This is a genomic window from Flavobacterium rhamnosiphilum (assembly GCF_004349195.1).
Taxonomy (GTDB): Bacteria; Bacteroidota; Bacteroidia; order Flavobacteriales; family Flavobacteriaceae; genus Flavobacterium; species Flavobacterium rhamnosiphilum.
Window position 1 is genome coordinate 1 of record NZ_SMLG01000018.1, and the last position, 23,466, is coordinate 23,466.

Annotated in this window: 19 protein-coding genes; 5 read left to right on the plus strand and 14 right to left on the minus strand. The window is 34.3% G+C overall.

Translation table 11 applies throughout. The features are described 5' to 3' along the window. Window positions 1-212: 212 nt before the first annotated feature. On the minus strand, window positions 213-1,799 hold the full coding sequence (locus E0I26_RS15965; RefSeq protein ID WP_131917443.1) for a hypothetical protein: 1,587 nt from the start codon (window positions 1,797-1,799) through the stop codon (window positions 213-215). 1,406 nt (window positions 1,800-3,205) lie between these two features. Here E0I26_RS15965 and E0I26_RS15975 point away from each other — a divergent pair. Continuing rightward, on the plus strand, window positions 3,206-4,330 hold the full coding sequence (locus E0I26_RS15975; RefSeq protein ID WP_131917444.1) for an SDR family oxidoreductase: 1,125 nt from the start codon (window positions 3,206-3,208) through the stop codon (window positions 4,328-4,330). Window positions 4,331-4,965: 635 nt separating this feature from the next. Here E0I26_RS15975 and E0I26_RS15980 read toward each other — a convergent pair. Both E0I26_RS15980 and E0I26_RS15985 read right to left on the minus strand, forming a co-directional pair. After that, window positions 4,966-5,832 carry an alpha/beta hydrolase gene (locus E0I26_RS15980; RefSeq protein ID WP_131917445.1) on the minus strand — a complete coding sequence of 289 codons (867 nt, stop codon included), beginning with the start codon at window positions 5,830-5,832 and terminating at the stop codon, window positions 4,966-4,968. A 136-nt stretch (window positions 5,833-5,968) separates the two neighbouring features. Then, a complete protein-coding gene (locus tag E0I26_RS15985; RefSeq protein WP_131917446.1) occupies window positions 5,969-9,421 on the minus strand; it encodes a methylmalonyl-CoA mutase family protein in 3,453 nt (1,150 codons plus the stop codon). Between the two features lie 258 nt (window positions 9,422-9,679). Between E0I26_RS15985 and E0I26_RS15990 the strand changes: the two genes are divergently transcribed. Together E0I26_RS15990 and purU are read left to right on the plus strand one after the other, a co-directional pair. After that, the gene (locus E0I26_RS15990) at window positions 9,680-10,399 is read left to right on the plus strand and encodes a DUF4197 domain-containing protein (RefSeq protein WP_131917447.1); all 720 of its coding nucleotides are present in this window, start codon (window positions 9,680-9,682) and stop codon (window positions 10,397-10,399) included. A gap of 230 nt (window positions 10,400-10,629) precedes the next feature. Next, window positions 10,630-11,484, plus strand: a complete 855-nt coding sequence (gene purU, locus E0I26_RS15995) for a formyltetrahydrofolate deformylase (RefSeq protein WP_131917448.1) — start codon at window positions 10,630-10,632, stop codon at window positions 11,482-11,484. Window positions 11,485-11,790: 306 nt separating this feature from the next. Here purU and E0I26_RS16000 read toward each other — a convergent pair whose 3' ends face one another. The 8 genes from E0I26_RS16000 to E0I26_RS16035 form a co-directional block, all read right to left on the minus strand. Continuing rightward, entirely contained in the window at window positions 11,791-11,982 is a 192-nt protein-coding gene (locus E0I26_RS16000) for a hypothetical protein (protein WP_131917449.1), read from the minus strand. Between the two features lie 133 nt (window positions 11,983-12,115). Then, entirely contained in the window at window positions 12,116-13,237 is a 1,122-nt protein-coding gene (locus tag E0I26_RS16005; RefSeq protein WP_131917450.1) for a nuclear transport factor 2 family protein, read from the minus strand. A 157-nt stretch (window positions 13,238-13,394) separates the two neighbouring features. After that, window positions 13,395-14,450: a serine hydrolase domain-containing protein gene (locus E0I26_RS16010; protein ID WP_131917451.1), complete on the minus strand. Its 1,056-nt coding sequence runs from the start codon at window positions 14,448-14,450 to the stop codon at window positions 13,395-13,397. Window positions 14,451-14,459: 9 nt separating this feature from the next. Next, window positions 14,460-14,888, minus strand: a complete 429-nt coding sequence (locus tag E0I26_RS16015; protein WP_131917452.1) for a nuclear transport factor 2 family protein — start codon at window positions 14,886-14,888, stop codon at window positions 14,460-14,462. 106 nt (window positions 14,889-14,994) lie between these two features. Continuing rightward, the gene (locus E0I26_RS16020) at window positions 14,995-16,068 is read right to left on the minus strand and encodes a helix-turn-helix domain-containing protein (protein WP_131917453.1); all 1,074 of its coding nucleotides are present in this window, start codon (window positions 16,066-16,068) and stop codon (window positions 14,995-14,997) included. 291 nt (window positions 16,069-16,359) lie between these two features. Continuing rightward, window positions 16,360-17,037 (minus strand): SDR family NAD(P)-dependent oxidoreductase, encoded by a 678-nt coding sequence (locus tag E0I26_RS16025; RefSeq protein WP_131917454.1) that lies wholly within the window; start codon window positions 17,035-17,037, stop codon window positions 16,360-16,362. A 252-nt stretch (window positions 17,038-17,289) separates the two neighbouring features. Further along, on the minus strand, window positions 17,290-17,946 hold the full coding sequence (locus tag E0I26_RS16030; RefSeq protein WP_131917455.1) for a VOC family protein: 657 nt from the start codon (window positions 17,944-17,946) through the stop codon (window positions 17,290-17,292). A 411-nt stretch (window positions 17,947-18,357) separates the two neighbouring features. Further along, a complete protein-coding gene (locus E0I26_RS16035; RefSeq protein ID WP_131917456.1) occupies window positions 18,358-19,143 on the minus strand; it encodes an alpha/beta fold hydrolase in 786 nt (261 codons plus the stop codon). 110 nt (window positions 19,144-19,253) lie between these two features. On the opposite strand from E0I26_RS16035, the gene E0I26_RS16540 reads away from it, so the two are divergent. After that, complete coding sequence (locus tag E0I26_RS16540) at window positions 19,254-19,403, plus strand: hypothetical protein (protein WP_165929466.1); 150 nt, start codon at window positions 19,254-19,256, stop codon at window positions 19,401-19,403. Here the strand turns inward: E0I26_RS16540 and E0I26_RS16040 are convergent. The 3 genes from E0I26_RS16040 to prfA all read right to left on the minus strand — a co-directional run bounded on the left by E0I26_RS16040 (window position 19,398) and on the right by prfA (window position 22,498). Further along, window positions 19,398-20,204: an ABC transporter substrate-binding protein gene (locus tag E0I26_RS16040; protein ID WP_131917457.1), complete on the minus strand. Its 807-nt coding sequence runs from the start codon at window positions 20,202-20,204 to the stop codon at window positions 19,398-19,400. The two genes, E0I26_RS16540 and E0I26_RS16040, sit on opposite strands and share 6 nt — an antisense overlap. Before the next feature lie 221 nt (window positions 20,205-20,425). Next, window positions 20,426-21,253 carry an orotidine-5'-phosphate decarboxylase gene (pyrF, locus tag E0I26_RS16045; protein ID WP_131917458.1) on the minus strand — a complete coding sequence of 276 codons (828 nt, stop codon included), beginning with the start codon at window positions 21,251-21,253 and terminating at the stop codon, window positions 20,426-20,428. A 168-nt stretch (window positions 21,254-21,421) separates the two neighbouring features. Further along, window positions 21,422-22,498, minus strand: coding sequence for a peptide chain release factor 1 (gene prfA / locus E0I26_RS16050; RefSeq protein ID WP_099714674.1), 1,077 nt, complete (start codon window positions 22,496-22,498; stop codon window positions 21,422-21,424). A 385-nt stretch (window positions 22,499-22,883) separates the two neighbouring features. Here prfA and E0I26_RS16055 point away from each other — a divergent pair, with 385 nt between their 5' ends. Then, window positions 22,884-23,453 carry a hypothetical protein gene (locus E0I26_RS16055; RefSeq protein ID WP_131917459.1) on the plus strand — a complete coding sequence of 190 codons (570 nt, stop codon included), beginning with the start codon at window positions 22,884-22,886 and terminating at the stop codon, window positions 23,451-23,453. Window positions 23,454-23,466: the final 13 nt, after the last annotated feature.

The following is a 23,466-nucleotide window of genomic DNA, read 5'->3' on the forward strand; positions in this document are numbered from 1 at the left end:
TTTTAGTGAAATCAGATCCTGCATTCGCAACTACTGTTGGTTTATTAACCGTTACAGTCACCTCATCGGTATCGCTACAACCTGAAGCCGTATGCGTTTTAGTTACGGTATAAGTAGTTGTCACACTTGGATTAACCGTTGGATTTGCTGCAGTTGAAGTAAATCCAGCTGGAGAAGAAATCCAGGAATAAGTAAATCCGGCTTCAGCCGCTTCACCAATGGAACCACCATGATATGTTAATCAAACAGGTTTTAGTGAAATCAGATCCTGCATTCGCAACTACTGTTGGTTTATTAACCGTTACAGTCACCTCATCAGTATCACTACAGGTAGTACCTATTTTAGTCTTAGTTACAGTATAGGTAGTGTTTACTAATGGATTAGCGATAGGATTTGCAATATTTGTTGCGCTTAATCCTGTAGCTGGTGTCCATGAATAAGTAAATCCTGCTTCAGGAGCTTCTCCTATTTCTTTACCATCAGGGTTACTTATACACGTTTTAGTAAAGTCAGCTCCTGCATTGGCAATTGGAGTGAAATTCAAATTCAGTTGAATGGGTCTTCCAGGGAAATCTTTTAATTCAGATTGTTCTGAATTTCCAGAAGACCGTGTTCTAATAAACAACGTACTAATTGTAAAGCAAGGATTATTAAACAATTTGAAGACTTGAGTAAGATTGATGGCTCCCTCTGCCCATTGATTCGGAGCATAAGAACCGGTGGCTCCACTTCCATATACATCAAAGGGCACATCGGTAGTTGAGTCGTTGTTGGTACAAAAAATATTGCCTTGAATACCATCGGCCTCGTTCGATATAACTTTATATTGCCACGGTCCGTCCTCATTAGTCCATCTACGGATCACGACGGTAGCATCACCGCCACCCTGAGTAAACTCAATGGTAATTAACAAATCCCCCTCTGTACGACCACCCGTTGAGTCGGGTGCGCCAGTAATAAATGTACCGCTCCCTCCAGTGATGGGTGCTGTATTTATAAAAGGATTAATCACTCCAGGTTCCGGAAGTGCACCAGTAATTGTTAATGATTTCTGTAAAAACTCGAAATCAATGTAACTGCTCCCATTGGTTACCTGACGGTCACCGGCAAAAAGACACCACAAATCATCTGAGTCTCCGGTTATAGGAAAACTAAAGCTTGTCCCATTCACACTTACTCCACCTGCCATACCATCCTTACCATAACTGAAATGAGCACCACAGTTTTGGATTTCATTTTTGTTTGGCGAAGATCCTGCACCCCAAGTATACGTATTGGGATTATCATTTATTTTATTGGAGCTAGTGAATGTGGTTGGGTCATTTGTGAATGGATCCTGCAGGAAATAGGTAACCGGAACAGGAGCAAGAGTTGATCCTGGATAAAGAAGACTACCATCAGTCATGTTAAGAATACCATGATTTACAATAGGGGGTGTGGGATGGTCTACAGAACGAAGTCTGTCAAACAAATCACCTACATTTTGATATATACCACCAACGGGCTCATGAGCCCAAGCATTGCCGTCAATTCCATCACCTCCTATGGGGTGCTGTACAGGTATTACTCCTTTGATAGACTGCGCATTCGCCGTATACCCCGTCATCAGGATTGCCCCCAATATAAGAGGTAAAGCAAACGACTGGCGCCAACAACGAAGCCATAGCCTTGATAGCCTTGATAGTCGATGAATAGGGGTCGTGAAATTAAGACTTGAGAAACCTGCGTTGAGACAGCAGGAAAAAGTGCGGCAATAGTCTTGCACACATTGTATCGTATAGAATATAAATTTTTTCATAATAATTTGGTTTTAAGACCATATTATTAATAAGAAAGCGCATGTAGATGTTGGGTTTTCGAAAAATTGAAAAGTCCTGTTTCATATAGTGTAGTTTAATACCATAAATTAAAAAAAAAGGAAGTTACAAACTGGGGCATTAAAAATTAATAAGATACAAACCAACCTTCACAAACGCATTTATGAAGTACGCCATCATTCAAAGGATTTTTATTGTGGGGAACAATAACTAAATTCTTTTATTAACCAGATAGTTACTTTAAAAAGTAATCTTAAAACTCTAATCTAAAACAATCAGCATTGAAATTAATAAAAACAGATACAAACAAAAGTTTTCTAACTCAGGGAGAAAACTTGCAGAAAAACGAAACACCTTCAAAAAAAATAGTTATGAAGTACTCCATCATCCAAAGGATTTTTATTATGCGATACAAAAAAATCTTTTGTTAACCAGAAAGTTACTTTGTAAAAAAAACTTAAATCATATAACTTTTTACTGAACCAAAGTTAAGTATTGCATCAAAAAAAGAAAAAAAAACAACCCTAAACAAGACAACATTCTATTATTACCGACAAGAGACACTATTCGCTAAGAAAAGGTTTACAGCTATAAAATATTAATACATATTTACTCGTTAACTAATTGATAATCAATTAATTAAGTGTTTTATTATTTAAATTTTGTTAATAAAAAAACAATGTTAAAAAACAATAAAATCATTTAACACATGGATTATTAGTGTCGAATTTTTGATCAACATTTTACAAAACTATTCCTAATGGTAAAGTATTAAAAATGATTCCTATTTTTAGATTTTAAAACTTCAGGAGGGCTTTAAAACATTGATTTTTATTCTTGAAAATGTAATGGGTATCTAAGTAATGACACTAAAAAGACCTTTCATTGCTGAAAGGTCTTTTGTGTTAAAAATCACAATTCGATTCTAATTTCTATTTTACAACAAAAGTATTGTTTCATAAAATTTTGCTAAAAAATAATACATGAGAAGGCAACGCATTTTTCCAATATTCCCAAGTATGTGCTCCTGAACGTTCCTTATAATTAGGAGAAACTGTATTGGAAAAATCTTCCAGCATATGTTCCTGAACCTAATAGATGCAAAAAATGTTTAAAATGATAATTGTTATCATTTTACTTTTAGACATTCTCGAAAGGTGCTTTAGTAGTTCTCCAAGAATGAATTCTTGATGGTTTGGGTCAAAATTTAAAAAAAATCATAAAGAAGACAAAAAAATTAGTAACTTTACTAGACTTTTTTTCAAAATGAATAATTACCAACTGTCTGAACATCACCTACTTTAAGACACAGTCATTCTTTTTCTTATACATTTTTTTCACTTAGTTTATTAATCGAATTCTGGTTCTAATTAAAATAACACTTACGATGAAAATAATACTTACAGGTGCAACAGGCGTTTTGGGTTCTCAAATCATGTATGAAATTCTCGAACTATTCATAAAAGAGTCAATCGACGGGAAACTTATATTGATTTCTAGAAGCAAGGGAAAAAAAACCGCCTTAGATCGAATAAATGATTTGCTCTCCAGCAGTTATACCCCTCAAATCCTAAAAGACCAGGGGCTTGAAAAACTGGATCAATACATCGAAATTATCGATACCGACTTAGATGCAGTACAGGAAAATTTTTCCAGCAAGATTGATGGCGCCTATTTCATCCATTCGGCTGGCTATGTCAATTTATCGACCGATGAGCAACACCGTGAAAAAATATTTGATGAAAACACCAAGATTACCAAAGTCATTTTGAATAATTTTCATCATTTAATAAAAAAATTCATTTACATTGGGACCGCTTTTTCTTCTGGAGAACGCACGGGAATTGTAGAGAATGATTTTCATAATTTAGATTTTGTCCTCAAGCATCGCAACGCTTATGAAAATGCCAAATTCCATTCGGAGAGCTTTGTGGCGCAAAAGTGCAGAGACTTGGGATTACCCTTTCAAATATTGCGTCCAAGCGTTATTTGCGGAAAAATGTTGGGAAACGAGAATAAATATTTCATCTCCAAATACATGGTTTTCTACCTCTTGGCCAAATTTTTCCACTTTGCAGCCCAAAGAAAAACCGAACAGGAAAATGTGCGCTTTATGATCAATGAAAAAACTGGTTTAAATATCATTCCGGTCGATTATGTGGCCAAAGTGATTGTTTCCGTTTTCAGAAGAGATGATATTCAACAACTCAATATTGTCAGCCATAAAAGCTTAAATCTCGTGAAGGGATTGGAATTGATTATGAAGGAAGTTGGATACACCAATTATACCATAATTGAAAACGCCCCGCATTTCGAGTACCAAAACACCACCGAAAAATTGTATTACGAGAGCATTGGCAAGCACCTCAAACCCTATCTCGTGTCCAGTGCCAAACAATTCAACACTACTTTGTTGAATTCTATTCTGGAAATTCCAAAACTGGATGATGAAACATTTACTAATCTGATTCGCTATGCCAGGTTAAACAATTTTAAAGATGTTAATGTTTGATTTTAGGAACTAATCCCTCTATTGTTGCAAATAACAAGTTTGAGGCGAGAGCTTGAGATAAATGGCAGTGGCAAAAGTTTAAATCATGCGTCTAGTTTGTCGTCCAATTCCGTTTGCTATTCCGCTCAGTTTGTCAATTCCGACGAAGGAGGAATCTCAACACAGTTACTCCACATGGTTATTCCGTACAGCTTGTCATTGTTCTTTGTGTTAAACCTGCTTTGCATGGCGTTTCTCCTTCATCGGACACGAGTGATAACGCACTGGCGAAGCAATAACAAGTTTGCGGTGAAGATATTATACCATTTTGCTTTTACTGGAATATTGTTGTATCAATTGCCGTTGGCTTTAGTCAAACTTAACTAAGTATTTTGAGTATTTGGCTAAAAGCCAATGAATCATTTAAATCTAAATTCCATTGACTAAAGCCAACGGTAATTAAACTCAATAGAACAAATGGTATTCTTAGCCAGTATTTTCAAAGATTAAATGGTATCAATAACAACAAAAGTAAAGGTTCCCAATACTACTCGAAGTTTTCTTTCACAAATCATTACCCAACCCCAAGCAAACCAAAATGACCCTTCATTACTAAAAGGCCTTTTGTATTAAAAATCACAATTCGATTCTAATTTCTATTTTACGTCAACAGAATTGTTTCTTAAAATTTTGCTAAAAAACAATACATGAGAAGGCAACGCATTTTCCCAATATTCCCAAGTATGCGCACCTGGACGTTCCGTATAATCATGAGAAACTTTATTATAAACGAGTCTTCTGTGCAATTCCCTATTGGATTCAATCAAAAAATCATCCACACCACAATCTATAATCAATTCCAGTTTATTACTTTTTATTTTATCTACCATATTTAAAACCGCATTCGAAGCATACACTTCCTGCGACGCTCCTTCAATTCCAAAGACAGGTTCCATTAATTTAGTAACTCTTTCCTTAGATTCCGGATTAATCATGCTACCCATATCAACAGCTCCGCTCATACTGCCAGCCGCACAAAATAATTCGGGATGTTTTGTCGAAAGATACAACGCCCCGTGGCCTCCCATAGAAAGTCCCGTAATTACACGTCCTTTTCTGTCATTTATTGTTCGATAGGTACTATCTACTTTCTGAATTACTTCTTTTGTAATATAAGTCTCAAACTGACTTCCTTTATTAACAGGACTATCAAGATAAAAACTAAATGTTTCCCCTTCCGGCATTACAATTATAATATTATACTGGTCTGCTAAATTGTGTAATAAATTCTTATCCGGAGTTTTAGACAACCAATCATTAAAATGACCATAAGCACCATGCAACAGATAAAGAACAGGATAGGAAGCTTTGCTTTTGGCATAAGAACTTGGCAATACTACCGCTGCTTTGTAGGTTTTATTCATAGCTGTACTCGGAATTCGCAACGTATCAGCTTTTGCACCATAAGAGAATACAGTATGACCCAGAAGAAAAAAGAAAAATAAAATTTGAAGTTTTTTCATACTACATTATTTTTTAAGGTGAAATGTAAATATACTGATTTCGAATAAATAAAATGAATATGCGGTAATTCATACAAATAAAAAAGACCTCTCATCACTGAAAGGCCTTTTATAAAATCTATTACTATAAAGTAGCTTACATATTTCTTCTGTATTGCCCACCCACTTCAAATAAAGCCGAAGTAATTTGTCCCAAAGAACAAACTTTCGTCGCTTCCATTAAATGTTCGAATAAGTTTTCGTTTTTAATGGCCGCTTCCTGAAGCGTATTTAAATGCTCCTTCACTAAATCCTGATTGGATTGGTGTAAATGGTTCAACATATCAATTTGGTATTGTTTTTCTTCTTCGGTAGCACGAATTACTTCGGCTGGAATTACCGTTGGAGAGCCTTTGGAACTCAAGAACGTATTCACACCAATAATTGGAAATTCACCAGTATGTTTCAAAGTCTCATAATACAAACTTTCTTCCTGAATTTTACTTCTTTGGTACATCGTTTCCATGGCACCAAGAACGCCGCCACGTTCTGTAATTCGGTCGAATTCCTGTAAAACTGCAGCTTCAACTAAGTCTGTCAATTCTTCGATAATGAAAGCCCCTTGAATTGGATTTTCGTTTTTAGCCAGACCTAATTCTTTATTGATAATCAACTGAATCGCCATCGCACGACGTACGGATTCTTCCGTTGGTGTGGTAATTGCTTCATCATACGCATTGGTATGCAATGAATTACAATTGTCATAAATCGCATACAACGCTTGCAAAGTCGTACGGATATCATTGAAATCAATTTCCTGTGCGTGCAAAGAACGTCCAGAAGTTTGAATGTGGTATTTCAACATTTGAGCACGTTCGTTAGCGCCGTATTTGTTTTTCATGGCTTTCGCCCAAATTTTACGCGCCACACGACCAATAACTGCATATTCCGGATCTACTCCATTCGAGAAAAAGAACGATAAGTTGGGTCCAAAATCGTTAATATTCATGCCTCGACTCAAATAATATTCCACATACGTGAAACCATTAGAAAGTGTGAAAGCCAATTGCGTGATTGGATTTGCTCCTGCTTCGGCAATATGATACCCTGAGATAGAAACCGAGTAAAAGTTTCTTACATTCTTGGTAATGAAATATTCCTGAACGTCACCCATCAATCGCAACGCAAATTCAGTAGAGAAAATACAGGTATTTTGAGCTTGATCTTCTTTTAAAATATCAGCTTGAACGGTTCCACGGACTTGAGATAACGTTCTTGCTTTAATTTCGTTATACACCTCCAAAGGTAAAACCTCATCTCCGGTAACTCCCAAAAGCATCAACCCTAAACCGTTGTTTCCTTCGGGCAAATCGCCTTGATAATGTGGTCGTTCTACTCCTTTTTGCTTGTAGATTTTGTTGATTTTTGCCTCAACTTCTTTTTCAAGACTATTTTCTTTGATGTAAAACTCACATTGTTGGTCAATCGCCGCATTCATAAAAAATCCTAACAACATAGGTGCCGGTCCATTGATAGTCATACTCACCGAAGTCATGGCATGAACCAAATCGAAACCGGAATATAATTTCTTGGCATCGTCCAAACAACAAATAGAAACTCCGGCATTACCGATTTTTCCATAAATATCCGGACGTACATGTGGGTCATTTCCGTATAAAGTCACACTGTCAAAAGCAGTTGACAATCGTTTTGCAGGTAATCCTGCACTCACATAATGAAAACGCTTGTTGGTTCTTTCCGGTCCGCCTTCTCCGGCAAACATACGTGAAGGGTCTTCTCCTTCGCGTTTGAAAGGATACAATCCTGCCGTAAAAGGAAATTCTCCAGGAACATTTTCCTGCAAACACCAACGTAAAATATCACCCCAAGCTTTGTACTTTGGCAACGCAATTTTCGGGATTTGAGAATGTGAAAGTGACTCTGTATGCGTAGCCATTTTTATTTCCCTGTCACGAACTTTAAACGTGTAAACTGGATTCTTGTATTTGTTTACTTTTTCGTTCCAAGTCAAAATGATTTCCCAATTGTAAGGATCCAAATCCATTTTTACTTTATCAAACTGATTCAGTAAAAGGTTCAAAAAGATTTTGTTCTCAGCGGCAGCTGGTTTTTCGAATTCAAGTGCGCTCGGAAGGACAGATGAATCATCTATTCCTGCTTTATTTATAACTGGAAATTTTCCGGAAACCGATTCAATCGTTTTGAAAATTCCGTATAGTTTCTGGGCTACTTGTTCTTGGCTTACCGCCGTAACATCATATTTCCTGTTGCTTTCGGCAATTTCAGACAAGTAACGCGTTCTGTGCGGTGGAATAACGAAGATTTTTTCGCTCATTTCACGAGTGATTTGAAACGTTGATTTCAAATCAGAATTCGTTTTTTCATGGACTTTATCCATAATTGCTTTGTAAAGCGTATTCATTCCCGGATCGTTGAACTGCGAAGCAATCGTCCCGAAAACCGGAAGTGTATCTAAATTAGCATCCCAAAGATTATGGTTGCGTTGGTATTGTTTTTTCACGTCTCGTAACGCATCAAGAGAACCGCGTTTGTCGAATTTGTTAATCGCTACCAAGTCAGCAAAATCAAGCATATCGATTTTTTCCAATTGGGTTGCAGCACCAAATTCTGGCGTCATAACATATAAGGATACATCAGAATGGTCCATAATCTCCGTATCGGATTGACCGATTCCCGAAGTCTCCAAGATAATAATATCATATTTTGCTGCTTTAATCACTTGAATCGCATCGGCAACATATTTTGACAAAGCCAGATTCGATTGACGTGTAGCCAAGGAACGCATGTAAACACGCGGATTATTGATGGCATTCATTCGGATTCTATCTCCTAACAATGCACCACCTGTTTTTCTTTTTGATGGGTCGACAGATATTAATCCAATTGTTTTTTCTGGGAAATCGATTAGAAAACGACGCACTAATTCATCAACCAAAGATGATTTTCCTGCTCCTCCCGTTCCTGTAATTCCAAGAACCGGAATCGTACTGTTTTCATTCTTTCTTTGGATTGCTTCCAATGTTTTAGCCGCTACATCAGGGAAATTCTCTGCTGAGGAAATGATTCTGGCAATTGCTTTTGGATTTTTTTCTTCCAAATGATCGATTTCTCCATCCAATTTATCTCCAATAGCATAATCAGATTGTTGTACTAAATCATTTATCATTCCTTGTAATCCCATGGCACGTCCATCATCCGGAGCATAAATTCTGGTGATTCCGTAGGCTTGTAATTCTGCGATTTCAGAAGGTAGAATCACACCTCCACCACCACCAAATATTTTGATTTGTCCTGCTCCTTTTTCCTGAAGCAAGTCATACATGTATTTGAAATATTCGTTATGCCCACCTTGATAAGAAGTTATTGCAATTGCATTGGCATCTTCTTGTATCGCTGTATTGACTACTTCTTCAACGCTACGGTCGTGACCCAAATGGATTACCTCAACACCAGTAGATTGAATAATTCTACGCATGATATTTATAGCTGCATCGTGACCGTCAAAAAGAGCTGCTGCGGTGACAATTCTTACTTTATTGTTAGGGATATATGGTTTTTGTTGTTCCATTTTATGAATATGATAATTTAAGCCTGCAATTTACGATTTTATTTTAAAAATTATTTGATGTTGCTGTCGGTTGTTAATAAATAAGAAAGAATTTTGTTATTTAGCCCCGATGGAAGTGGCATCCCTCGCTTTTTCAGCGAGGATACAGCGGACAGCGGGACAAATGCTGATTAATAAAACTAAAATTTATGCTCCTAAAGAATAGTTGGCTTTGTTTTTGAATAAGTAGTATTTTTGAACGAATAAAAACAATTTACGATGAAAAAAATTTTAATGGTAATGATGGCGGTCTCGCTTTCAAGTTGTGCCGAAATGCAACAAGTTATGAATCAATTTCCACAAACGCAAGGAATTGGCGGTGTTGATATTGCCGGCGGATTGAAGGAAGCGCTGAATAATGGGATTTCGAAACAGGTAACAAAATTGACTGCAGTAGATGGTTTTTATAGAAATGAAGCCGTAAAAATTTTATTGCCGGAAGAATTGCGAAAAGTTGATGCCGGTTTGAGAAGAATTGGATTGAGTTCTTTGGCTGACGAAGGGTTGAAAGTATTGAATCGTGCTGCCGAAGATGCGGTGAAGGAAGCAACTCCGATATTTGTTGACGCCGTTAGAAACATGACTTTTACTGATGCCAAAACGATTTTGATGGGAAATGAAAGTTCAGCAACTACTTATTTACAAAACAGCACTTCGATTGCATTGTACGGAAAATTTAACCCTGTGATTAAAAATTCGTTTACAAAAGTAGGCGCCGATAAAGTGTGGACCAATATTATTACGAAATACAACAGCATTCCTCTTGTAAATAAAGTGAATCCAGATTTGACTGATTATGTTACCAATCAAGCGTTGAATGGCGTTTTCAAGATGGTTGCCGTTGAAGAAAAAAATATCAGAACGAATTTGAGTGCCAGAACTTCTGTTTTATTGCAAAAGGTTTTTGCGATGCAGGATAAAAAGCAAGTTCTGAATTAACTGTTTAACCGATATATTATAAATAAACAGCATGCAATTTTAAACATATAAGTTTTAAAAAAAGTTTGTCAAATTAGTGATTAAAAAAAAATAAGTTAAAAGCGTTCTTTGTAAGGCTATGTGAGTTTACTTAAATGAACTATTGGTTTTACTTGATTTTATTCAAACTAAAAACTTAAATGACTTATATGTTTAAAAATAAATAAACAAAAAAATAGCCAACCAAAAAAATGCAAAAAATAACCATACTCATTCATTGTGAAGACCAAAAAGGAATCATTGCCGCAGTGACCAATTTTATATTAAAAATAGAAGGCAATATTATTTATATTGACCAACATGTTGATGTAGAACAGAATGAGTTTTTTATGCGGTTAGAATGTGAATTGACCAATAAAGAAATAGGTTTAGCATCGATACAAAATGATTTTCATCAAACGATTGTCCAAGATTTCAATATGTCATGGGAGATTTATACTAAAGATCAAAAACCAAGAATGGCGCTATTCGTATCGAAATACGACCATTGTTTATTTGATATTTTGGGCCGTTACAGCGCAGGGGAATTGAATGTGGAAATTCCGCTGATTGTGAGCAATCACGAAGATTTAAGATCTATTGCGGAACGTTTTAATATTCCGTTTCATTATATTCCTTTTACCAAAGAAAACAAAGCAGAGGGAGAACAACAGCAAATTGAATTGCTGAAAGAATATGGAATTGACTTTATCGTACTGGCGCGTTACATGCAAATCATCACTCCAAATTTGATTGCGTTGTATGAAAATAAAATCATCAACATCCATCATTCCTTTTTACCTGCTTTCCCGGGAGCAAAACCCTATCATTCGGCTTTCAAAAGAGGCGTAAAAATCATTGGTGCCACCAGTCATTATGTTACCCAAGAGCTGGATGAAGGTCCAATTATTGAGCAGGATATTACCCGTGTTTCGCACATTAATTCCATTGAGGATTTTATCATGAAAGGACGAGATCTGGAACGTATTGTTTTGGCAAGAGCCATAAAACTGCATTCCGAACGTAAGACAATGGTATTTAGTAATAAAACCGTTGTATTTTCGTGAAATAATTTTCATCCTAACTTCAACTTAAAAACAAACCTCATTTAAAATTACTTAAATGAGGTTTGTTTGTTTTGTGATTATATCTTTAAGCATTACAAAAGATACAGCTGTTGCCACCAGTTATTTTAGCCTGTTAAAATTCCCATTTGTAACGCCGAAATTTTTACTATTCACAGCGGTTACAACACCTTATTTCTTTGAAAAGTTACATCAACTGAGAAGCAAATTCTTTTAGGTTTGTATTATAGGTAGTTTTAGGTTTTGTTTCAATTTTTTGCACATCAAATTTGTTGATGGAGTATCTATTTATTGCGCTCTACCGTTCTCAGATTCACCTGATGAAGTGTTTCCGTAGTTCACTTTTTTCAATTTCCCAAAATTGTAAGTTAGTATAAGCCTATAATAGTTTGTGTTAAGTGTTCTGCCATATTCAACAAATGTTTGACCAACTTCATAATTCCCGACCGGTTTGTCTTTATGAAATATATCGTTGGCCATGAGCTTCACTTTTAAGGATTGATTGAAGAAACTCTTTTCGACTCCCAAAGTAAATAATTTACATAACCATAGCTTAAATTTTCAACTACTTTCAGATTATTATATACTTTTTGTTTCGCATAGCTATAGACCATTACTCATTTTTTGCACCATTTATTAATTCTATAATCTTTAAAGCTACACCTCTTGACGATTCAAAATTTTGTCCAGTGACGATTCTCCCATCTGTTTCTACATGTGAGGCGCTACGAGCAGAAAACTTAAAAACACCTCCTCTTTCTTCAATTGTCTTTTGAATTAAGAATGGAAAGTACTTAAAATATTCTCCATCTTGTTTTTCGAATGAATCGGGGTAACCACTAATTTTTTTTCCTGCCACTAAATAATTGCCGTCATTTGTTTTTAAGTTTACAATTCCTGCGGTTCCATGACAAACAGAAGAGATAATACCCTTATTTTCTTCATATACTTTTAAAGCAATAGTTTGAATTGCTGCATTTTCAGGTACGTCATACATGGCAGACCCACCACCAATGTAATGAACAGCTTTGTAATTTTTTGAATCAATTTCAGCTGGTTTTTTAGTGTTTTTTAGGGCATACATAAAATCTTGGTCATATAAATATTGCTTTTGCAAAGTGTCGGAGGTGTTGATATACGCTAATGGAATACTTCCTCCTTCTGGACTTACAAAATCGACGGTGTATCCTTCTGTTTTAAAAGTGTGGTAAGCGTTTACTATTTCAGAAAAACTATTACCAGTTGCTATGATTGATTTGCCATAATAATGGGCATTAGAAACAATGAATAGGATATGTCGTCCTGATTTGTTAGACTCTAAGCTACTTGCGGATTTACTGATTATTTTCCACTCGCCTTGAATCTTTTTAAGCAAAAACATATCAATGAATTCTATTTTTTTGTCTGGTATTACTATTTCTGCCTTAGCCAAAGCTATATTGTTATACAAATCAATTGAAATAATTCTGCCTATGCGACCATTAAACTGCCCCTGATTGCCTGTTTTAAACCATTTGGTATATTCGCTAACAGGCACAATCCATAGGTCTTTGTCTTTATGACTTAAAAATAGATTGGCTTCGGAATAAAATGCCTTTTCGATGCTATCCGGTTTGTTGTAAGAACTTCCTTCAATGTAATTTTCAATACATTTTTTAACGAATAGCTCTTCTTTTTGTGCCAATAAACAACTTGTAGAAAATAATAGTACAATAAAATAGATGACCTTTTTCATAAACTTTTTGAGATTTTGTTGAATTAATTATTAATGCTGCGAAATTGCAAAACATCAATCAATTCAAGGGGAGGAATCATCAATTTGTAGTTCGGATTTATAGATCTGAACTATTTAGCCGCATTTTGAAGAAAAATTGCAGGAGTTGATGCTACTATTAATTTTTTCTGCTCAATTTTTCAATAGTATTGACTACTTCATTAATTCCTTCAAATTTTTCAGTTGGTATAAACATTCCATTTGCTAACAATATGATAGTTGTTCCTTTATCAAGAAATTTTCTATATGCCGTTGATACACCACCTGAAAAGCCATAAGATAATTCTCCATTTGACTTTATTAAATCTAAGCCATGAGTAAAATCTCTTTTTACTTCATAATCGAAGGGAGAAAATAATTGTGTCTTCGTTTTCTCTGAGATAAGTTCGTTATTGTCAAATTTCTTATTCCACTCAACAAATGAATTCAATGTCATATTTAGAGCAGCAGCTCCATATTCATATTCAGGAAAATTCCAATTTCTTTTAAAAAACTGATCACTGTTTACTGTATTTACATAACCATAGCTTAAATTGTCAACTACTTTCAGATTATTACCTTCAAAAACAACTGATTTTAAAGAAGTTGGAAATTGTGTTGCGATTATATATTCACTCAAAGTTTTTCCAATTACTTTTTGAAATATTCGGTTTAAAAGCCAATAGTTGGTTTGATTATAGTCGAATTGTTTTCCTGCAGTAAATTTCACTGTATCCTTATATACTTTTTGTTTGGCATCTTCCTCTTTATCGTTTGTATAATTAACTATGTCAGGTAAACCCGATGAATGAGTGAGGAGGTTTTTTATTTGTACTTTTCTCCAATTATTAGGCAAATCATCTAAAAAATCGGAGATACGATTATCTAGGGATAGTTTATTTTGCTCAATTAATTGATGAACCGCTACTACTGACATTACTTTTGTTGTGGAAAATAATGGGAATAAAGTTTTGTCAGTTACGGGTACTGCCATTTCTATATTTGCAAGGCCATAATATTGTCTATGAATAACTTGCCCATTCTTAATTATAGCTAATGCTAAACCTGGAATATTGTATTGTTTCTGAATTTGTGCAATGTAGGTGTCAATCTTTTTATTGTGTTCCGTTTGTGCCTGTATGTTTATTGCCAAAAGTGAAAAAAGTAAGGTAATCGAAAAGAACAGATATTTCATTGAATATGATTATTGGTTTTGTTTAGTTTTCAGAATATTGGTGGAAATTTTATCTACGATATACCATTCTTCATTTAATTTCATCATATTGAAATAATCTGTAAATATTCGTTCGGGAGTTTCTATTTCGCATTTTGCAGAAGCAATGTTTCCTGTAAAATTAATTTCAATAATTCTACCTTCCGAATTTGCTAATTTTGAGCGAAGTTTAAATCTGCTTAAGTAGTTTTTTCTATCGATTATTAGTACTTTATTGTCTTTAATGTTTTTCAAGTTGCAAGAGGAATGCATTGCTTTCCCCAGTTTCAAAGTGTCGCCAGTCATCCACCCGTCAAAATAGGTTTGGATTGTTTTTTCAAGAAGTATTTTTTCTTGATTTTGCGCATTCGCAAAGAGGCTACAGCTTAAAACCATTAGACCTATTGTTATTTTTTTCATGCTTTTCAAAATTTTAGTTTAATTATTAAAACTGTAAAATTGCAAAACATAAATCAATTCAAGGGGTAGGAATCAGCAATTAGTAGTACGGATTTATATATTTGAACTACTTAGTCGCATTTTGAAGAAAAATGGCTGGAGTTGTACCTTTTAATTTCTTAAAAGTAGCAAAGAAAGTAGATTTGGAATTAAAACCCACTTCATAGCCGATGCCTTCCAATGTTAGTTTATTCTCTGAAAGCATAATAGTACAGGCTTCATTGATGCGGTATTCATTGATAAAAGCGGTAAAGTTTTTACCCATATTATCATTCAAAAGCTGGGACAATTGATGCACAGAAATATTGATTTCTTTTGACAATTCGCTTAAGGTAAGATTGGCGTTTTGGTATATTTTTTTTTCAGCCATTAATTGATGTAGTTTTTCAATCAAAAGGGCGGCTGATTCATGATCTACTTTTTTATTACCATATTTATTTGGGCTAGGCGAAAACAAATCATCCGTTTTTTTTCGGTATAAAAGCTTTAATATAAAGATGTACAGGATAAACGTATAGGCAATTGAACCACTAATGTAAATTGGATAATTGATTGGCATTAAACTTAAAACATAAGAGGTGAAAATGATGATATTACCACCATAGATACTAAGCAACCATTTTTCGAACACGTTGGTAGTGTTTTCTGTTGTCGTTTTACTTTTCGAAAATAGCTTAAAAAGAATTGTTCGGAGTAGAAATCCCGTTGCCAGGATGGAGACAAACCATTGCAGGTAAATTATTTTTATGAAATATAGATTCCAATATTTCGGATAAGTTGCATACGGAAATGCTGTTCCTACGAGTAAAATTATGGCTATTAAAACAGCAAAGTGCCATTTCCATTTGTTGGGAATAACAATCGTTTGTTCGATAGATGATTTTACAAAATAAAATAATGCCGGACCAATAAGAAAACAGGCGGAAAGCCCTATTTGCAAATAAATCCTTGGTAAATCGGGTTTGAAAAATATAAAAACCGACTTCCCGATTCTTATGCTTAATGCAAGTAATAATATACCTAGAAAATAATTAGAAAGGTGTTTTTTCTTGGTGAAAAAGAAAAAATAGCAACTTAAAACTAGCCCATTGAATGCGCCTAATGCACTAAAAAAAAATAAGAGTTCTTTCGTAAAATTCATTTTGAATAGTTTTTTTGTAAGGTTAGTAAAACATCTAATTGACTTCAATTCGTCTAATAATCAAAAAATCCCCCAAAGAATAGACTATTTGAGACTTTTTAAAGATTAGGAGCCGAAGGTGTAATTCTCCGCAAGATGTTTCTAGACTGTTTGACATCCCAGCATATTTATAAAGTGACGGATACAAAGACTAGTCTTCAAATTCATCACTTATTTTCCAAGTCTAAAACCAACTTTAAATTCAGCATTTTTGTCGCCATTTTATAATAGGATTGTTGTGTGCTGTGTTTGCTACCACACCATTTTTTCTTGTAATTCTGCATTCCAAAAAGTTCCGGTTTCCATTTCGGTTTCTATTAACTTAAATATTCCATTTGCTGAAAATTCAGTTGTTAATGGCGCACCCTCCGTTGATAATTTTGTTTGTACCCAACCTGGATGAATTGAATTTACGTTTATATTTTTATCTTTTAATCTAGCCGCTAAAGTTTTAGTGTACATATTTAATGCCGATTTCGACATTCTATAGGCAGTTGAGTCAATTTTAGAAACTTGATTCAATGTTGCCATAATTGAAGAAATATTTAAAATTTTTCCGTTTTCGTTAACAAAATCTAATATGGTTTCCGTAAAGTTTACAAGTCCAAAAACATTCGTTTCAAAAGTTAATTTTAAACTTTCAAAATCTGGTTTTATTTTATCTAAATCTGGAGCAATTCCAGCATTATTTACTAAAATGTCAATTCCTTTGAATTTATTTCTAATTATTGAGTTTGCATTTTCAATTGAATTTTGATCCGTCAAATCTAATGCTACTACAAATAGGTTTTCAGAACTAATATTTTCAATTTTTCCATTTCTGGAAGTTCCAATTACAAAATAATTTTCAGCAATTAATTTTTCGGCTAAAGCGTTTCCAATTCCGGAATTTGCTCCTGTAATTAATACAATTTTATTGTTTGATTTCATTTATACTCTTTCTTTTTTTACATAAGCACACAACTCATAAACACATGCAACTCCATAAAACAGCAAATAATTAATCGTTTGGTTATTATTTATTTAATACTAAAAAATCAAAAAACAATGCGCCTTTGGACTTCTAATTTAATTTTTTCAACTGTTCAAATATAGGATTTATTTTATAAAATAAAATGTCCCACAATTATTTTATCATAAAAAAATGCTCACCAGAAATGAGCATTTTTAACTATCGTTTTTTCAATCTAAAATTTCAATTTTCCTCGTTTCCCCATCACTATCAAATACTACTTTGGTATAGAATGATTTTGATTTTTTATGCGTTGGATACCAATCTCGATTTTCTTCCACAAGAATAAAAAGCCCTGTATCGGTGCCTAAAACAATGAATTTATTGAGTTTGGGTTGTTTTGGAAATACAGAAAGACCGTATTTATTAAACATTTCATCACTTAGTTGAGAAACATTTTTGGTAACAAAACCTATTTCGCTAACGGATAAAATTGATGAACCATCAAATGGTTTCTCCGAAGCATTATCCAAATTGAAACGCGCGATGAATTCTAAAATATTTCCATTATTGTCATAAAAATAAAAAGACTTGGCATTCCAATTATAGAAATCGGCGATTTTTTCCGGTGGAATTACCTCCAAAATTTCAGTCTTCTTTTCTATCCAAGCAAAGGCTTCCAATAATTTATTATTTGGTACGTCAAAAGCAAAATGATACACTGGTTTTAAATTCTCAGAAGACCGAAAAGTTAGTTTTGTGGCACCCGCAACAAATGAAATACTCGAATTGTCTTTTGATATAGTTTGCAATCCAATAACATCGTTATAAAACGTCTCCGTTTCAGTAATGCTATCCGTCAATAATTCCAGTTCGAGAATTTTCATCTTATATCATTTATGAATATAAATTAATCCGAAAAATTGTTGGTACAATATGAAAATAGTTCAATTTTCATTGGACTATATTGAATACATAATCGGTATTATTACAGTTAAAACTATTTTATCTTTCTAGCATATCTACCTAAACGCCCAACAGCTAAACCATTATGAATTTCTAATGGTAGCTCTTTAAACCTTCCTATTCATAGTATCAGACGGCATCAAAATCCTTAAATAAATGCTACAGAATTAAAGTTAAAAAAACTTAACTTATGTACAACAAAGTAATAACAAAATCTTAACAGCAAAACGCCTCTTTATGTGTGATCTTTGCAGAGTAATAAACTGGTTATTTATTATTTTGGTTTTGGTTAGTTAAAGAATTGCCTGTATTTATAATGCAGGCATTTTTTTTTATTTAGCCGTATTTATAAAAGAAAGAACCGCATCGTTAAAAGCATTAGGTTGCTCCACATTTACTACATGTCCACATTTTTCTATCACAAAGAGTTTGGAAGATTTATAATGATTTTCGACAACTTTCCGAACCGATGGCAAAAACATATAATCCTCTTCACCCATAACATAAAGCGTAGGAATATTCAATTCGACCTGACGGAACCACTTAAGAACCGGGTTTATTTCGGCAGTAAGTTTAAACCATTTGATAAATTCTTTTTGGTATAATTTCTTGGCCTCATTGATAAAAAGCACACGGGATTGTTTGTGACTTTTTTTAGGCATGATAACAAAAGCAAAAAACTTATATAAAACCAAATAAGGCAATACATATTTAAACATATTTCCCAATCGCATCAATACTTGAGAACGGAAATTCATTTTCAGGATTGCACCACCAAGAATCATGCTTTGCACGCGTTCCGGATACATTTCAGCCAATTGTCTGATGAGTATGGTACCCAATGAAATGCCAACAAAATGTGATTTTTTAATTTTTAGAAAATCTAAGACTTCCAGAATATCATTGGCCAAAGCCGAAAAAGTATATTTCTGTTTGAAAGCGGTTTTTAAAGTGGGTTTTGATTCCCCGTGACCCCGCAAATCCAACAACAATACATTATGTTGTTTTTTAAAATCACGAATTTGTTTGAACCAAATTGAAGAACTTCCACCAGCACCATGGACAAAAGTTACCCACTGATCGCTGCTTTTATTTTCGTAAATGGTATAGTTAATCACGCTTTAATTTTTTTTGTAAAAATAGGACTTTAATTTTAAATCCCAATCTTAACAAAAAATAATGCTATTTTAAAGATTGTATACCGTAAATTTGCAAAAAATTTACACCCATGAAAGGATTATTGAAAGAGAAAAGTGAAATAGAAAAGCTTAAAAGAGAATACCAAATGTTCTCAGAACAAAATTTAAACATCGAAAAGTCTACTGTTAAGTCTACCATGACAACAGAAGAATTAGTTTTAGAAGAATGCGAATTATAATTTTTGATGCATTTTTTTAAAATAGTCAAACGCTTTTAGCAGCCTGCTTCCATACCAAGAAAACATTTCGCCATCAACAAACACCGTTTTGGCATGATGCGTGTGTCTTCCTATTTCAAAAGCATCTTCCTCCTTGAAAGGATACGGCTCAGAGGATAGAAAAACCAAATCCGGATCGCCTTCCAAGCGCATTTTTTTGAGTTCAATTTCCGGGTAACGTCCCGAAGCCTCGGGATTGTTATCATAAATATTCTGAAAATGATTCAGCTTCAGTAATTCATTGATAAAATTATCCGAACCAGCGACCATAAAAGGGTTTTTCCAAATGAAATACGCTGCTTTTTTAACGGGTATATCTTTGACAAAGTTTTTAAAATCGCTCAAGGCAAAAGCCAATTTATCGTTCCATTTCTGGGCTTCGGTTCTGCAATTGAATAGCTGACCAAAATCAGTTATCATCTTAAAATTATCTTCAATCGTGATGATATTCGTCACCCAAACCGGACAAATTTTACGCAACTCATCCACAATTTCTGGTGTGTTTTCCTCTTTATTACAAATGATGATATCAGGTTGCAACAATCTGATTTTCTCATAATGCACTTTTTTGGTACCGCCAACGATTTTCTTCGTTGATTTAAAATGATACGGATGCACACAGAATTTGGTAATCCCAACAATGCTGGCTTCCAAACCTAAATCATACAGTAATTCCGTTTGTGAAGGAACTAGTGAAATGATGCGTTTTGGTGAAGTTTCAAAAGAATGGGAAGTCCCGAGTTGATCGATAAATGTTTTCATAATTCTGTTTAAACCTTAAACATCAAGGCTCTATTTTAATAGTAACAGCCTAAAAAATAAAATTCAAACCATATAAGGAATGTAAGTTCATTTAAGTTGCAAAGTCAATAAATTGGCATTATGTTATATGTTCTTATACTCCTTACATGGTTAACCAATTTAATATGTTTTTTTACCATATAAAAGAAGCACAGCAGTGCTTCTCTACAGATAATATAACGTTAATTCGGTTTAATATCGTTTAAAATTGCTGCCATTTCCTGTTGCATCTTCAATGCTTCTTCTCTTGCTTTTTCGGCAAAATCAGTTCCATTTGAAGCATAAATAATCGCTCTGGAAGAATTAATCAGCAATCCTACATTCGCATTCATGCCGTATTTGCAAACTTCAGATAAACTTCCGCCTTGCGCTCCCACTCCGGGAACAAGCAAAAAACTATCAGGGACAATTTTACGAATTTCAGTGAAATATTCGGCTTTGGTAGCACCTACAACATACATCAGGTTTTCGCTGTTTTTCCACGTTTTAGAGGTTTCTAATACGTGTTTGTACAATTCTTTTCCTCCCACATTTAACGTCTGGAAATCAAACGCACCTTCATTGGAAGTCAAAGCCAACATAATCGTATGTTTATTTTCGAAAGCTAAAAAGGGTTCCACCGAATCTTTACCCATATAAGGAGCAACAGTAACGCTGTCAAAGTTTAAATCCTCAAAAAAAGCTTTGGCATACATCGAAGACGTATTACCAATATCACCACGTTTTGCATCCGCAATCGTGAAGATATCCGGATAATTTTCATTGATGTAATTAATTGTTTTTTGCAATGACAACCAACCTTTTATTCCGTAAGCTTCATAAAAAGCAGTATTGGGTTTGTAAGACACCGCTAAATCATGGGTAGCATCAATTATCGCTTTATTAAATTCAAAAATAGGATCTTCTAAATCTAAAAGATGCTTTGGAATTTTATTCAAATCAACATCTAACCCTACTGTAAGGAATGATTTCTTGATTCTGATTTGATCAATAAGTTGTTGTGTAGTCATTGTTGTGTGTTTAACCGCAAAGTTCGCAAAGTTTTTCGCAAAGTTCACAAAGATTTAATCTGTTTATTATTTTTTACAAAGTCGAAAACAGTAAAAAACTGTTAAAAAAAATACCATGCTAAATAATTTAGTATGGTATCTTTTCTCTTTCTTCTTGCATCTATTTTCTTAAAATACTTCGCTCGCTTCTTTCAATTTTTCCATGTTGTTGACTAACGCTAGCTCATCAACAATTTTCTGAATGTCACCATTCATGATATTTCCTAAATCGTACAAAGTCAATCCTACACGGTGATCCGTTACACGACCTTGTGCATAATTATAAGTACGGATTTTTGCAGAACGGTCACCAGAACTTACCTGAGACGTACGTTTGGTAGCATCTTCCGCTTGTTTTTTGGCTAATTCCTGTTCGTACAAACGGGAACGCAAAACGCCAAAAGCTTTGTCTTTATTCTTGTGTTGTGATTTTTGATCCTGACATTGCGCCACTAATCCTGTTGGAATGTGCGTCAAACGAACCGCTGATTTAGTCGTATTTACCGATTGTCCACCTGGTCCTGAAGAACAGAAAAAATCCACACGGACATCATTCATATCAATCTGCACATCAAATTCCTCTGCTTCCGGAAGCACCATAACAGTCGCTGCCGAGGTGTGAACACGTCCTTGCGTTTCCGTTTGCGGTACACGTTGCACACGGTGAACACCCGCTTCAAACTTCAAGGTTCCGTAAACATCCTCACCCGTAACTTCAAAAATTACCTCTTTGAAACCGCCCGAAGTTCCTTCATTCATATCCACAACCGAAGTTCTCCAACCGCGGTTTTCACAATATTTCGTGTACATACGGAATAAATCCCCTGCAAAAATACTCGCTTCATCCCCACCCGTTCCGGCACGAATCTCCACCATCACATTCTTCGCATCTTCGGGATCTTTAGGAATCAACATAAATTTGATTTCATCTTCCAGTTCCGGTAATCTTTCCTTCGCTTCTTCCAGTTGCATTTTGGCCATTTCGGTCATATCTGCATCACTGTTATCCGCTATTATTTCGTTTGCTTCTTCAATATTCGCCATGATCAGCACGTATTCATCGCGCTTTTCGGCCAAAGCTTTTAAACTTTTGTACTCTTGATTCAATTGCACATAACGCTTCTGATCAGAGATAACATCCGGCTGAATGATTAAATCCGAGATCTCATCGAAACGTTGTTTTACTATTTGAAGTCTATCTAACATTTTCTTAGTCCTTTTATTGGAGTGCAAAAATACGAAAAAAGTATTCAGTTTGCAAGGTTCCCAATTGAGATTGTCATTGCGAACAATGAGGAATGAATTGTATGGTAATCAGGAGCTGTTTCCTGCTATTCGCTTGTATCTTTTCCTTGCTAAAGAAGCAAGAAAAAGGATGCCGCTGCAAACGAAGTTCACTGAACTCCAATAAAAATAAAAGTAAAGTGAAGTAATCAGGGCTAAGGCGTTTGTGTTAAAAAACAGCATTCACGGTTTTCTGTAAAATATCCGAAGCAAAAGGAGTTGTTTTTAAAAAAAGATATAATACCAAATTTATTTAATCAGTATTTTCGGTATTAAGTTATATATTTGGAGGAATAACAAATGACGTTTGTCAGACAAAGCACCCCAATTTAGAGGTGATAAGTCGGACATCGTCAGACCTATATACAAGTTGGCAACAATAAAACAGAAAACTGGAATGAAATATTTACAAGAAAATTTAACTTTTGATTTTACTAACCACAATGATAATTCAGAAGAATTCTGCACAAGCATAATTCTCAAAAATATCGAAGTGGAATTCCGTATAAATAAAAAATATTTTGAGAATGAAATCATAGATTGGGAATTTGTAAAAGTTTTCACTCTTAATTTTATTAAACACTTTGACTTCATTTTTAAAAAATCAAAAAGAATAGCAACAATTCTTTATAATGAATATGGAAATAATGTAGAAAGTACAGATGCATTTAATAAAGATAATTGTCGTTTTACTAATCTTTTATTAGTTGAATTATTAGAACCACCACGAATTTTTCCTTATCCGAAAACCTCTTTAAATTTCATTGTAGATAATATTTTCGATAGTGAATTTACATACCTAGATTCATCATGCATTTTTGCCAATTACAAAGAGGTTAGTTTTGTAGGTGTAAAAGCAAGTAATATGGAAGATTAAATTTACTGCTGCC

Bases quoted from the DNA above. Each gene is read 5' to 3' on its own strand.
- E0I26_RS15965 (WP_131917443.1), bottom strand. From the start codon at position 1,799: ATGAAAAAATTTATATTCTATACGATACAATGTGTGCAAGACTATTGC.
- E0I26_RS15975 (WP_131917444.1), top strand. From the start codon at position 3,206: ATGAAAATAATACTTACAGGTGCAACAGGCGTTTTGGGTTCTCAAATC.
- E0I26_RS15980 (WP_131917445.1), bottom strand. From the start codon at position 5,832: ATGAAAAAACTTCAAATTTTATTTTTCTTTTTTCTTCTGGGTCATACT.
- E0I26_RS15985 (WP_131917446.1), bottom strand. From the start codon at position 9,421: ATGGAACAACAAAAACCATATATCCCTAACAATAAAGTAAGAATTGTC.
- E0I26_RS15990 (WP_131917447.1), top strand. From the start codon at position 9,680: ATGAAAAAAATTTTAATGGTAATGATGGCGGTCTCGCTTTCAAGTTGT.
- purU (WP_131917448.1), top strand. From the start codon at position 10,630: ATGCAAAAAATAACCATACTCATTCATTGTGAAGACCAAAAAGGAATC.
- E0I26_RS16000 (WP_131917449.1), bottom strand. From the start codon at position 11,982: ATGGCCAACGATATATTTCATAAAGACAAACCGGTCGGGAATTATGAA.
- E0I26_RS16005 (WP_131917450.1), bottom strand. From the start codon at position 13,237: ATGAAAAAGGTCATCTATTTTATTGTACTATTATTTTCTACAAGTTGT.
- E0I26_RS16010 (WP_131917451.1), bottom strand. From the start codon at position 14,450: ATGAAATATCTGTTCTTTTCGATTACCTTACTTTTTTCACTTTTGGCA.
- E0I26_RS16015 (WP_131917452.1), bottom strand. From the start codon at position 14,888: ATGAAAAAAATAACAATAGGTCTAATGGTTTTAAGCTGTAGCCTCTTT.
- E0I26_RS16020 (WP_131917453.1), bottom strand. From the start codon at position 16,068: ATGAATTTTACGAAAGAACTCTTATTTTTTTTTAGTGCATTAGGCGCA.
- E0I26_RS16025 (WP_131917454.1), bottom strand. From the start codon at position 17,037: ATGAAATCAAACAATAAAATTGTATTAATTACAGGAGCAAATTCCGGA.
- E0I26_RS16030 (WP_131917455.1), bottom strand. From the start codon at position 17,946: ATGAAAATTCTCGAACTGGAATTATTGACGGATAGCATTACTGAAACG.
- E0I26_RS16540 (WP_165929466.1), top strand. From the start codon at position 19,254: ATGAAAGGATTATTGAAAGAGAAAAGTGAAATAGAAAAGCTTAAAAGA.
- E0I26_RS16040 (WP_131917457.1), bottom strand. From the start codon at position 20,204: ATGAAAACATTTATCGATCAACTCGGGACTTCCCATTCTTTTGAAACT.
- pyrF (WP_131917458.1), bottom strand. From the start codon at position 21,253: ATGACTACACAACAACTTATTGATCAAATCAGAATCAAGAAATCATTC.
- prfA (WP_099714674.1), bottom strand. From the start codon at position 22,498: ATGTTAGATAGACTTCAAATAGTAAAACAACGTTTCGATGAGATCTCG.